Below are 12829 nucleotides of genomic sequence, written 5' to 3'. Positions count from 1 at the left end.
AAGCTAGCCCCGCCGCTCTTGCCAATCCCCAATCCCCAATCCCCAATCCCGACTCACGACTCACGGCTCCGAATCACGTCGCTCCAAGCATCCGCATCAAATTCGGCACTCCCCTGCCCTGCACATAGCGGTCGCGCTGCAGGTCTGTGCAGGTATCCAGCAGCAATTGCTTGACCCGGTCCGGGAAGCCAATGAACTCGCGGCGCGCCGACAAGAAGCCCGCCAGCAAGCCGGAAACATGCGGTGCGGCCATGCTGGTGCCGCTCATCTCCACCATCAGGCTGGACGGGTCGTTCGGGTCGAAGCCGTAGTAGGCCGACAGGATCTTCTCCCCTGGCGCAACCACACCGGCTTGCTGCGGCCGTCGGCGGTCGGCCCGCGCGAGGAAAAATACGACACGCCATAATTGTGCGGGCTACTCTTGTGCACCGAGCCGACCACGATGGCGTCTTCCAGATTGCCCGGGTCGCTGATCGACAGATCCATGTTGGCCGCATATGCGTCACCGTCGTTGCGCATCAACCAGGCCAGGCCTTCGTTGCCGGCCGCGACCACCACCAGCACGCCTTGCCGCCACAGCCGGCGTAATTCGTTGCACAACGGCGTAAACCCGCAGCCGTAGCTCTCCGGGTCGAAGCAGCCGCCCAGGCTCAGATTGACGCCATGGATGACCAGCTCGCCGGCGCGCTCGTTGATGTCGGCCACCTGCTGCACCGCCTTGATCGTCCACGAGTCGCGGCCGTTTCCGGCATCGTCGAGCACCTTGAAGCCATATAACTGGGTCTCCGGCGCCATGCCGGACACTTCCAGCGTACGGCCGGGCGTGCCGCTCGCATCCGGGATCGACGCGCGGCACTGGCCGGCGATGATGCCGGCGATATGCGTGCCGTGGCCATGCCGATCGAGCCGGGTAAACGCCGTGCCATCGCCGCGGGTCAGCCGTTTGGGCGCACCGCGTCGCGTGCAATCCCACTGGGCCACCACGTTGTCGCGCTCACCCTTGACGAAAAAATGCGGGTGATCGGCCGCGATGCCGGTATCCATCACCGCCCAACCGATCTGTTGCCCGCGCGCGCGATACGCCGTGCGTGCCGCATCGGCATGCAGCACATTGCCCGATACATGGATCAACGCGCGTTTTCCGGCATCGCGCCACACCCGCCGAAAGCCCAACGCGCGGTAGCGATCCTGCAGCGATTCGATCTCGAACCGGGTCAGCCGCGCAGACACGAAACGCTGCAGACTGTCTTCCAGCTCGATCGCCTCATCCAGCGCATCGCCGCTCAGGCCGGTGGTACGCGCAGCGGCCTGACGCACATGCTGCAACAGCAATGCGCGCACACCGGCGGGGTCGTGCCCCAACACGCGCCGATCCAGTTCGATCAGCACATCGTGTCGGTACTCCGGGCCATGCGCTTCGAGCTGCTCGCTGAGGTCCTTGATCAGCACTGCGTTGGACACCGGCTGATCGAAACCCACACCCACGGCTTGGCGCACCGCGGCGCGCACCTGCGGAATCGACAGATAACCCGACGCCGAATGCGGGTTGTGCTGCCAGTCCGGATTCAAACGCGCAGCGGCCAGGTTTTCGAAACGTCCTTTCGCATTGGCGATGTCGTCGGTGAGGTCCGGGTCCAGCGCGATCGGGTCGCGCGTTTCGGCCACATTGATCCAGCGCTGTACGCACTCGGGGAACGGCAGTTTGCGCGTGCCGGTCCAGCGCTTGAACATGCTACGCACCTGCGGCAAGCCCAGTGGCGAGCCCAGGGTGAGGAACAAACTGACCTCGCAGTCGGCGGCCTTCAGCTGGCGCAGCACATCGAAGGCGATCATCGAACCCTGGCTGTGCGCCACCATCACGAATGGCCCGCCGCCTGCGCGCAGCCGCTGCGCCAGACTTTCGCGCATCAGCGCCGCACGTTCCGGCACGAAGAACAGGTCATGTACGTCCTGCAACAATGCGGCGGAAATCAGCCGTAGCAACACCCGGTTGATCGCATCGATGGCCCCCTTGGCCTGCACGCTGCCGGGCACGGAGGTGCCCTGAAGCTCGTCCAGCAGCCGATGCAGATCGGCACGTTCCTGCTCGCTCTGCGCCAGCGCGTCTGCCAACAGGTGCAGGTCCTGTTCGCCCGGCACCAGGCCAAGCGTACTCAAGGCGCGCTGCACGCTTTGATTGAGCGCCGGACCCACATCGCGCGCATCGCAATTGCCCGGCTCGGCCACCGGATACCGCTCGCGATTGACCCAGTACGCCAGCCGCGTGCGCTCACCCATGGGCCGCCCGAACAAGGCCTTGTCCCATTGGCAACGCAGCACATCGGCCGGCGGCTTGTTGCCGATGCCATGGATGTAGATCACCGTACGCGCCTTGCCTTGCACGCGGGTCGCCGCGGGCTCCTCGGCCCCGGCTTGCTGCGCACGCGCCGCGCGCGGCCGCGCCGCATGTTGCGTGCTAGCAGCAGCCTTGCGCGGCAACGCGCGTGCAGGTTTCGAACGTGGGGGCTTGCCTGTCGCCATCGCATCGCTCCTTCGTTTGCAGACTGTTCCGTCCGGTACGGGACTGAAGCCACTGTAAGCGCTGCGCATCTCACTACTTGTGACAGGGCGCGCCGATCCCTACACTGAGCCGGTCAGCGTTTTACTGCTTTCCCCGGGGGTGCACTGGTTTCGACGGGGGTCGCGAAGTCGCTTGGCGCATGCCGAGGGGGCAGCTTTCCTCGTTAATCCAGCAGCAAACTTTTAGTTGCCAACGATGACAACTACGGTTCGGACTTCGCTATCGCCGCTTAATTGGCTTTAGTTGTAGTTCTACAGCCGCCTAAGGCGAACCCCCGAACCTACTTGTGCCCGTGCTCGTAGGTGTAGGGTCATTATCACGGAACCATCGGTAGTGGCTGCCTGTCAGCTACCGGTCAGATAAAGCAGGCTGGTTTCCAGGTGCGCTTTGCCAACCGTGCTGCCTGGGAACGAGATCTAACGGAGGGCTAAGCATGTAGTGCTGGGGATGGAGTGCTTCCGGACGGCGGTTCGATTCCGCCCACCTCCACCAAACCACGGTCCTAAGACGACCGACCAAGGCCGGGAATTCTCGATGCAGAGGATTCCCGGCCTTTTTCATGAGTGTTGCCTGACCCAATGCGAGACTGCGCGCTGCGTCAGTTAGTGACGTGCACTGCGTGTTGGTGCTCTTGGTCACCGTCGACCGCGTCTGCAAGTCCTCCGGCGTCTGCGCACCGCGGGACGGCATCAACGCGGAGTTGATCGAATAAGGCCAGCAACGCACTGGCTTCCAATTGCAGCAGCACCAGGGCGCTTTTGTTGGGCTCTTCCATTGAACTTGCTCCAGGGACGCTCGACGGCGCCCTGATCCGACCTGAGCAAATCGCGTGCCAGCCGTCAGCACCTTGCTCAGGCGTGCTCGCGCTGTTCTTGCGCCTTGGCGTGCATGGCTTCCAGCGTGACCTTGCCGGCAATGCGGGCGGCGGCCATGGCGCTGCGATGGTCAGGAAAGGTCGACGACAGCGCAGCGCCTGCCAGGTTCGCGCCGCGGCCAATGCCGATCTGTGCGATATCCCAGCCGGCAACCCAGCCATGGGCGGGGGTATCGCCTTTGGCGGCATGACAGGTGAGCTGGTAGTTGCCTAGAAAAATGACCAAAGGGCGCCCTTTTCGGTGACTGCTTGCCAGCATACCGTCACCATGCTGCGGCCGGGGGCAATGCGCCGTCTGCCAGCTGACTCGGCAAAGCGAAGTGGAGCGTAGGCACGCGACTTGCATCGGCCTCGACCAGACAATCGTGCCGGGGAACGCGGTGTTGACCAAAAGAACCAAACGTCGCGCTGCCGGGGCCCTGCTGGTGGGCGGGCTGATCTTTGTGCTGATCGGCGTGGGTGGATATCTCACCACGCAGCGTTCGTTATCGGACGCCGGCTGGGTGACGCACACGCAGGAAGTGATTGCCAGCATCGACGAAATCCAGGCGGGCATGCTATCGGCGGAATCGTCGGCGCGCGGCTACGTACTGACCGACAACGAGGCCTTTCTGGGCGTGTATGCCGACGCGATCGGCCGCCTGCCCGAGCGCATCGTGCGGCTGGACGCCCTGGTGCAGGACAACCCGACGCAGCGGCGCAATGTGGTCGTGCTGAGCCGTTTGGTGGACGCGCGCCTGGTGCAGATCGACGAGCTGTTGCATCGCTATCGCACGCAAGGCCTGGAGGGCGCGCGTGCTGCCATCGCGCGCGGGGTGTTCCAGACCTCTTCATCGCTGCGCCGCCAGGTGCAGACCATGACGGAGCTGGAACGGCAGCAACTGATCAGGCGCAACGCGGCCACCACACGCAGCGCACAGTGGGCGCTGTGGGTGACCGTGATCGGCATTGTCAGTGGCTTGCTGGTGATGCTGCTGGCCTATCGCCTGCTGTCGCGCGAGCTGGAACGGCGCACGCGTGCCGAAGACGACGCCAGCCGGACCAGCGAGCGCCTGATCGAGTCGTTTGCCGCACTCGAACGCACCTCCGCTGGCCTGGAGGCGCTGGCACGCTACTCCGGGCTGCTGCAGAACTGCCGCAACGCCGAAGAAGCGCTGGAAATCACCACACGCACGATTGCGCCGCTGATTCCAGGTGCCGCCGGCGCGGTCTACCTGCTACGCGCCTCGCGCGATCGTGCCGAACAGGTGGTCGCCTGGGGCGAGATGGCCGACGACGCCAGCGCCAGCATCGCGCCGGACAACTGCTGGGCGTTGCGCCGCGACCGCACCCATGTGGTGATGGACGCCAGCGCCGGGATGCTATGCCAGCATGCCGGCGTCAACCTCCCGGCGAATGCGGCCACCGCCTGCATTCCGCTCTCGGCGCAGGGCACGCAGTTGGGGATGCTGGCATTGCGTAGCGAAGGCCCCGACGATCTGGCCTCGTTGACCGTGGCCGAGGCGGCAGCGGAACAACTCTCCCTGGCGCTGCACAACCTGCGCTTGCGCGAAACGCTGCGCCAGCAGTCGATCCGCGACCCGCTGACAGGCCTGTACAACCGCCGCTATCTGGAAGAAACCCTCAATCACGAGTTGGCGCGCTGCACGCGCCGGGCGCTGCCGTTGTCGGTACTGATGCTGGATGTGGATCACTTCAAGCGGTTCAACGACCTGCATGGGCACAGCGGCGGCGACCGCGTACTGGCGGCCATTGGCGAATTGCTGCTGGCGCAAACGCGTGGCGAGGACATCTGCTGCCGGTACGGCGGCGAAGAATTGACGATCATCCTGCCCGAGGTCGATCTGCCAACCGCCTGCATGATGGCGGAGAAACTGCGCGCCAGCATCGAGGCCTTGCAGGTGATGGGCGATGGCGTCTGTCTGCCGAAGGTCACCGCCTCGTTCGGCGCGGCCAGCTTCCCCGATCATGCCGCCACCGTGGCTTCGTTGGTGCAACGGGCGGACGCGGCGCTGTATCGCGCCAAGCAGGGTGGCCGCAATCAGGTGATGAGCGCGGACGTCCTTGCATTCGTGGCCTGAACAACGGCCAGGCGTGCTCCTGCGGCCCGTTGCCAAAGACGGGTGTTGCGCGGTCCACACTCAGATCCGCATCGCGCGCGCTTTGCGGACCCTGTTGCGAGCATCTACGCGAAGATGCTCGGATCGTTCGCCAGCGCCCGCATTGCAGCGACTAACACTCAAGCACCTGGGCTCATGCCAAGACGAGGCCTCAGCCGCAGGCCTGGCCCGCATCATCGGTGGGAATCAATCCCGCACCAGCCAGCATGCCGTCGATACGCGTGCGCACATAGGCGGCATCGTCCTGCGCGGCGCTGCTCAGGATCGCTTCTGCACGCGCCTGAAAATCCAGGTAGTCGAAATCCGCATCTTCATCTGCCGACAACTTGGGCAACTGTTCCTGCAACGCGTCCAGGCGCGTGGCCAGTTCTTCGCGGGTGGGCATGGCAGACTCCGACAACCAAAACGATACGTTTGCGGCAACGCCGTCAAGGATGTGCGAAGCCTTGCGCTGCAACGCTTCACTTTCCTACCCATTGCGGCGATGAAGGCATGCTCAACTTTGACCGCGCTCCGCCGATAATGATGCCGACTCCTATAGAACCTTCCCTGTGATCCTCCACCTGCGGCGGGATTTTCGACTCGGCATCGTCAAGATGCTTGGGCCAATCACCGCGCTGTTGCTTTGCCTCTATGCGGTGTATCTGGCCATGACCGGTCAGGCAGTTGCGTGTCTGGTCACCGCTGCGCTGGGCGTGCTGGCGGTATGGCGGGGCTGGCAGATGCGCAGTGCCGAAGACACCGGCGCTGGCGGCGTGTGGCTGGCGTCGATCAATGTCGGCGGGTGCCTGGTGGCGTGCTGGACCGGGGGCGATGGCGCCCTGCCCTGGCTGTTCCCGGTGCTGGCCACCAATTATTTCCTGTGCGGCCCACGGCGCGCGGTGTTGTTGAGCTTGCCGCTGCTGGCCGCCTTGTTGTTCTTGCCCGGCCTGATCACCAGCCCCGGCCAGGGCGTGTCGACGATCGTGGTGACGCTGGTGACGCTGGCGGTGGGCTATGCGTTTTCGCTGCGGATGCAGGACGACCGCGTGCATCTGGAAGAACTGGCCTCGCTGGATGCACTGACCGGCTTGCCCAACCGTCGCATGCTGGAACGTGCGCTGACCCACCAGATCGATCAACGCCAACCGCACGACCGGCTCAACAGCCTGATCATCCTGGACCTGGATCACTTCAAGGAGGTCAACGATCTGTACGGGCATGCCGCCGGCGACGCGGCGCTTTCGGACCTGGCCACCATCCTGCGCTTCGAAGTACGCGACCCGCACCAGGTGTTCCGTTTTGGTGGCGAAGAATTCGTGGTTCTGCTGCGTGCCGGCTCGCTGGCCGAACTGGAAGCGGCCACCGAACGCTTGCGCAAGGTGATACGCAACGGCTTGCGCGGACCCGGCGGGCGCATCACCGTGTCGCTGGGCGCGGCGCGCCACGATGGCGAAACGCATTGGCAGGACTGGTTTTCGCGTGCCGATGCAGCGCTGTACCTGGCCAAGAACGGCGGACGCGACAGCGTGAGGATCGCCGAATAGATGCCTGGCGGTATGCATGCGTCGGCGTCGGCGTATGCACCTGGCAGATGGGTTGATGCATGGCACGAATGCGATGGTGCTGACGAAATGCCGGTCGCGCACCTGCCAGAGAGGCGAGCGAACCGATGGCGTCGGATGCATGGCCGGTATCGCCCGCCATCACTGCATACCTTCGATCGCCTCGCTGAACGCTGACGCTGCAGCCAGAACTGCGGGGCGACCCACTGGCCGCCCCGCGCGCATCGTTCAACGATCGACCACGGCCACCGGTGCCGCAGGCGCTTGATCCTGCTTCCAGCCACCGAGCGCCTTGTACACGCCGACCACGCCGACATTCACCGCCGCTTCGGCCTGCGCCAACGCATCATCGGCCGCCAGCTGGGTACGCTGCGCGTCCAGCAGGGTGAGGAAGTCTTCCGAGCCCTCGCGGTAGCGGATCTGCGCCAGCTGCTCGGCACGCCGCGCGGCATTGGCCTGCTCCACCACGATGGCCAGGCGCGCCTGCTGGCGGCCATAGCCGATCAAGGCGTTTTCGGTGTCTTCCAGCGCCAGCAAGACGGTTTGTTGATACTGAGCCAACGCACCTTCGGCCTGCGCCTTGCTGGCGCGCAACCGCGCGCGCACGGTGCCGAAATCGAAGGCGGCCCAGCTGATCGACGGGGTCACCGACCAGGCCTTGGCATTGCCTTCGGTCAACCTGGCCGCGTCGCCGGTCAGGAAGCCGACGAACCCGCTCACGCTGATGCGCGGAAACAGGTCGGCCGTGGCCACGCCCACTTGCGCGGTGGCTGCCGCCAGCCGGCGCTCGGCGCCGCGCACATCTGGACGCTGACGCAGCAAGCCGGCGGTATCGCCCAGCGGCAGCGGCCGCGCAAACGCCGGCATCTCGCGCGCGGCCAAGGTGGCATCCAAGGCATCGGGTTGCTGGCCCAGCAATACTGCCAGACGGTGGCGGTATTGCGCCTCGGCGGTTTCCAGCAGCGGAATATCCGCTTCGATCGCCTTCAACCGCGCCAGGCTGCTCTGCACATCCAACTCGCTGCCGGCACCCAGATCCCACCGCGTCTGCGTCAGCTTCTGGGTGTCGCGCAGGTTGGTGAGCGTGCGCTTGGAGACATCCAGCCGCTTCTGGGTGCCGCGCAGTTCGAAATAATTGCGCGCCACTTCGGCAGCAACGGTGACCTGCACGTCCTGCAGGTTGGCCTGCTCGGCATCCAGGTCGGCACGCGCGGCCTCCGATGCACGCCGCTGCCGGCCGAACAGGTCCAGCTCCCAGGCCGCATCCAGACCAAGCGTGGTCTGCTCGGTCAGAAAGCGCTGATTGCCGGCGATCACCTGCTGCTGTTCGCGACGATCGAAGCTGCCTTGCGCGGTGATATGCGGCGCCTGATCCAGACGGCGCTCGACGAACACCGCGCGCGCCTGCTTGACGCGCGCCACCGCGATGCGCAGGTCGTGGTTGGCGAACAAGGCGTCGCGCACCAGCTGTTCCAGCACCGGGTCGTCGAATTGCGACCACCAGTTGCCGACCGGCGATTCGGTGCTGAAGGATGCGTCCTGCGCGCCTTGCAGCGTCACCGCCGCGGGCGGATCGGGGCGGTAATCCGGCCCGACCGCGCAACCGCTGAGCACCAGCGCAGCCAAGGCCACGCTCAGGAAGTTTCTTACCATGGCAACACCTCTCCCAGATGGGTAAAGCTGCCGGTGGCACCGTGCGCATCCAACAGCGCCATTTGCACACTGCTGGCAGCGCCCTGCTCCACCTCGAGTTCCCCACCACCGTTCATGTCGGTCTTGACCGAGCCCGGATGCACGGCATTGACCTTGATGGCGGTGTCGCGCAATTCGTGGGCCAGATGCACGGTCCAGCTGTTCAACGCGCTCTTGGAGATGTTGTAAGCCGGAATCTTGAAATCGTAGATCGGCGAGCCGGGTTGGCTATGCAAGGTCAGCGAGCCGAGGAGGCTGGACACATTGACGATGCGCCCGGCCAGCGAGCGACGCAGCAGCGGCAGGAAGGCCTTGGTCACCTCGACCACGGCGAACAGGTTGGTGTCGAAGGTGCGCTTCCATACCTCCAGGCTCTGCTGCGACGGGGTGCGCTGCAGGTCATCGAGCATGATGCCGGCGTTGTTGATCAGGATGTCCAGATGGCCATGACGCTGCTCCACCGTGCCCACGGCGGCAGCAACGCTGATGTCGTCGTTGACATCGAGCTGGATGGCCTCCACCGGCAGGCCTTCGGCCTGCAACTTGAGGGCCGCGGCCACGGCGTCGTCGCGCTTGCGCCCGGCCAGCAGCGTGTGCACGCCGGCCTGTGCGAGTTGACGAACGGTCTCCAGACCGATACCGCGGGTGGCGCCGGTGACCAGTGCGATCTTGGTATTGCTCATGTGTAAATCCTTCGAATGTATGGAGGGGGAAGTAATGCGCGCTCAGGCGTTGACGTGGGCGTGATCGTGCGCAACTGCGGGCGGTGTCGCGGGACCGCGACCGGTCACCCACTTGCGCAGCGCCACGTAGAACACCGGCGTCAGGAACAGGCCGAACAAGGTCACACCCAGCATGCCGGCGAACACCGTGATACCGGTGACCGAGCGCACTTCGGCGCCGGCGCCATGGCCAAACACCAGCGGCACGGTGCCGGCGATGAAGGCGATGGAGGTCATCACGATGGGGCGCAGGCGCAAACGGCAGGCTTCCAGTGCCGCTTCAACGATGCCCTTGCCGTGCATTTCCAGTTCGCGGGCGAACTCCACGATCAGGATCGCGTTCTTGCATGCCAGGCCCATCAACACCACCAGACCCACCTGCACGAACACGTTGTTGTCGCCGCCGGTGAGCCACACACCGAACAACGCAGACAGCAAGGTCATCGGCACGATCAGGATCACGGCCAGCGGCAGCGTCCAGCTTTCGTACAACGCGGCCAGCACCAGGAACGCGAGCAACACCGCCATCGGGAACACGATCAATGCCGAGTTGCCTTGCGTGGACTGCTGGTAGCTCAGGTCGGTCCACTCGATGTTCATGCCGTTGGGCAGCACCTGCGGCGCCATGCTGGACAGCTTCTGCATCGCCTCGGTGGACGACAGCACGCGCGGATCCGCCTCGCCAATGAGGTCGGCAGCCGGATAGCCGTTGTAGCGGATCACCGGGTCCGGGCCGTAGGTCTGGCCCAGCGTGACCATGCTGCCGATCGGCACCATGTCGCCGTTGGCATTACGCGTGCGCAGGTTGGCGATGTCTTCCACGCTATCGCGGAACTGTCCATCGGCCTGGGCGATCACCTGGTAGGTGCGACCGAAGCGATTGAAGTCGTTGATGTAGGACGACCCCAGATAGGTCTGCAGCGTGTCGAACAGGTTGGTCAACGGCACGCCCTGCGCCTTGGCCTTGTCGCGGTCGACCTTGGCGTCGAGCTGCGGCACGTTGGCCTGGTAGGTGCCGATCGGGAACTGCATGCCCGGCGTTTGCGAGATCGCACCGGACATCGCATTCACCGCACTCTGCAACTGGCCATAGCCCAGGCCGGCACGGTCCTGGATGTACAGCGAATAGCCCGAGCCCTGGCCCAAGCCCAGAATCGGCGGCGGCATGAAGGCGAATGCGAAGCCCTGCTGGATCTGGCTGATGCGTGCGTTGATTTCCGCATTGATCTGCGCGGCGGTGCGGCTGCGCTGGCTGAATGGCTTGAGCGTCAGGAACACCGTGCCGGTATTGGGCGTATTGGTGAACTGCAGCGGGTTCAGGCCGGGGAACGCAATGGCGTGATCCACCCCGTCGGTCTGCAGCGCGATCTGGGTGATCTGGCGGATCACCTCATTGGTGCGCTCCAGCGACGATCCTTCCGGCAGCTTGGTACCGGCAATCAGATACAGCTTGTCCTGGGTCGGAATGAAGCCGCCGGGCACCAGCTTGAACATGAAACCGGTACCGACCAGCAGCAGCAGGTAGACCACGAACACCGCACCTCGCTTGCCCAGCGCGCGCGACACCGCACCTTGGTACTTGTGCGAGCTGGTGTTGAAGAAACGGTTGAACGGGCGGAACAACCAGCCGAACAAGCGGTCGATCAACCGCGACGGACCGTCCTTGGGCGCGTCGTGCGACTTGAGCAGCATCGCTGCCAGCGCCGGCGACAAGGTCAGCGAGTTGATCGCCGAAATCACCGTGGAAATGGCGATGGTCACCGCGAACTGCTTGTAGAACTGGCCGGTCACGCCCGACAGGAACGCCATCGGCACGAACACCGCGCACAGCACCAGCGCGATGGCGATGATCGGCCCGGACACTTCGCGCATGGCCTGATGCGCGGCCGCCAGCGGGCTCAACCCTTCTTCGATGTTGCGCTCGACGTTTTCCACCACCACGATCGCGTCGTCGACCACGATGCCGATCGCCAGCACCAAGCCGAACAGGCTCAGCGTATTGATGGAGAAACCCAGCAGATACAGCGCCGCAAACGTACCGACCACCGACACCGGCACCGCCAGCAACGGAATGATCGAAGCGCGCCAGGTCTGCAGGAACAGGATCACCACCAGCACCACCAGCAGCACCGCTTCCAGCAGCGTGTGCACTACCGCGCTGATAGAATCGCGCACGAACACGGTCGGGTCGTACGCGGCCGACCATGCCATGTCCTGCGGAAACTGCTTTTCCAGCTCGGCCATCTTGGCGCGCACCGCATCGGACAATTCGATCGCGTTGGCACCGGGCGACTGGAACACGCCCATGCCCACCGCGTTCTGGTTGTCCAGCTGCGAGCGCAAGGTGTAGTTGCCGGCGCCCAGTTCCAGGCGCGCCACATCGCTCAAGCGCACGATCTCGCCGCTGTTGCCGCTGCGGATGACGATGTTGCCGAACTCTTCTTCAGTGGTGAGGCGGCCCTGCGCGTTGATCGAGAGCAGGAAATCGCTCTTGTTGGGCATGGGCTCGGCACCGAGCTGGCCGGCGGAGACCTGCACGTTCTGCTCGCGGATGGCGGCGACCACATCGCTGGCGGTGAGCCCGCGTGCGGCCACCTTGTCCGGGTTCAACCAGATGCGCATGGCGTAGTCGCCGGCACCGAAGATCTGGATCTGGCCCACGCCGGGCAGGCGCGACAGCTCGTCCTTGACCTTCAAGGTGGCGTAGTTGCTCAGGTACAGCGAGTTGTACTTGCCCTTGGGCGAGGTCAGATGCACGACCATGGTCAGCGTCGGCGATTGCTTCTGCGTGGTCACGCCCTGGCGGCGCACGTCTTCGGGCAGACGCGCCTGCGCCTGGCTGACTCGGTTCTGCACCTGCACCTGCGCCTGGTCCGGATCGGTGCCGGGCTTGAAGGTCACGGTGACCACCAGCACGCCGTCCGAGCCGGCCACCGACTTCATGTACATCATGTTTTCCACGCCGTTGATGGCTTCCTCAAGCGGCGTGGCGACGGTTTCGGCAATGACCTTGGGGTTGGCGCCCGGATACACCGCGCGCACCTGCACGCTCGGCGGTACCACTTCGGGGTATTCGCTGATCGGCAGCAGCGGCATGGCGATCAGGCCGGCGGCGAAGATGATGATCGACAGCACCGCGGCAAAGATCGGCCGGTCGATGAAAAAACGGGAAAAGTCCATTGGGATGGTCCTGAAAGAGGGTGCCGCCGGGTGGCGGCGCGGCACGGCGGCTCCGGGCCGGCCTGATGACGAGGCCGGCAGTCATGAGCTGCGATGCAGCGATGGATCAGTGCAGCCGTGGCAGGTGGCGCGCAGTC

At 64.8% G+C, this 12829-nt stretch carries 8 protein-coding genes, 1 other RNA gene and 1 pseudogene; 3 read left to right on the top strand and 7 right to left on the bottom strand.

All coding sequences use genetic code 11. From position 1 onward, the window contains the following. Positions 1-73: 73 nt before the first annotated feature. Positions 74-2520: pseudogene (locus ACCQ00_RS07810) on the bottom strand (S8 family serine peptidase). A 135-nt stretch (positions 2521-2655) separates the two neighbouring features. Here ACCQ00_RS07810 and ssrA point away from each other — a divergent pair. Next, positions 2656-3052, top strand: a transfer-messenger RNA (tmRNA) gene (ssrA, locus tag ACCQ00_RS07805). A 106-nt stretch (positions 3053-3158) separates the two neighbouring features. Here ssrA and ACCQ00_RS07800 read toward each other — a convergent pair. Together ACCQ00_RS07800 and ACCQ00_RS07795 are read right to left on the bottom strand one after the other, a co-directional pair. Further along, a complete protein-coding gene (locus ACCQ00_RS07800) occupies positions 3159-3335 on the bottom strand; it encodes a hypothetical protein (protein ID WP_157926047.1) in 177 nt (58 codons plus the stop codon). 76 nt (positions 3336-3411) lie between these two features. Next, a complete protein-coding gene (locus ACCQ00_RS07795; protein ID WP_372354142.1) occupies positions 3412-3660 on the bottom strand; it encodes a hypothetical protein in 249 nt (82 codons plus the stop codon). Between the two features lie 199 nt (positions 3661-3859). Between ACCQ00_RS07795 and ACCQ00_RS07790 the strand changes: the two genes are divergently transcribed. Continuing rightward, on the top strand, positions 3860-5515 hold the full coding sequence (locus ACCQ00_RS07790) for a sensor domain-containing diguanylate cyclase (protein ID WP_039583920.1): 1656 nt from the start codon (positions 3860-3862) through the stop codon (positions 5513-5515). 190 nt (positions 5516-5705) lie between these two features. Here ACCQ00_RS07790 and ACCQ00_RS07785 read toward each other — a convergent pair whose 3' ends face one another. Continuing rightward, positions 5706-6011 carry a hypothetical protein gene (locus ACCQ00_RS07785; RefSeq protein WP_017155753.1) on the bottom strand — a complete coding sequence of 102 codons (306 nt, stop codon included), beginning with the start codon at positions 6009-6011 and terminating at the stop codon, positions 5706-5708. A 94-nt stretch (positions 6012-6105) separates the two neighbouring features. On the opposite strand from ACCQ00_RS07785, the gene ACCQ00_RS07780 reads away from it, so the two are divergent. Further along, positions 6106-7080, top strand: a complete 975-nt coding sequence (locus ACCQ00_RS07780; RefSeq protein ID WP_017155752.1) for a GGDEF domain-containing protein — start codon at positions 6106-6108, stop codon at positions 7078-7080. A 246-nt stretch (positions 7081-7326) separates the two neighbouring features. On the opposite strand, the gene ACCQ00_RS07775 is transcribed toward ACCQ00_RS07780, so the two are convergent. Genes ACCQ00_RS07775 through ACCQ00_RS07765 form a run of 3 tightly spaced genes read right to left on the bottom strand, consistent with a single transcriptional unit; the run spans position 7327 to position 12692 of the window. Beyond that, positions 7327-8751: an efflux transporter outer membrane subunit gene (locus ACCQ00_RS07775; protein WP_017159387.1), complete on the bottom strand. Its 1425-nt coding sequence runs from the start codon at positions 8749-8751 to the stop codon at positions 7327-7329. Then, positions 8745-9473: an SDR family oxidoreductase gene (locus ACCQ00_RS07770; RefSeq protein WP_017159388.1), complete on the bottom strand. Its 729-nt coding sequence runs from the start codon at positions 9471-9473 to the stop codon at positions 8745-8747. The genes ACCQ00_RS07775 and ACCQ00_RS07770 overlap by 7 nt, the downstream gene beginning before the upstream one ends. Positions 9474-9515: 42 nt before the next feature. Then, entirely contained in the window at positions 9516-12692 is a 3177-nt protein-coding gene (locus tag ACCQ00_RS07765; RefSeq protein WP_039570440.1) for an efflux RND transporter permease subunit, read from the bottom strand. Between the last annotated feature and the right edge of the window lie 137 nt (positions 12693-12829).

Origin of the sequence: Xanthomonas sp. NCPPB 3761, assembly GCF_041475705.2 — a bacterium.
GTDB lineage: Bacteria > Pseudomonadota > Gammaproteobacteria > Xanthomonadales > Xanthomonadaceae > Xanthomonas > Xanthomonas phaseoli.
The sequence above is the reverse complement of the archived record's forward strand: the minus strand, read 5'-3'. Positions and strand labels throughout refer to the sequence as shown.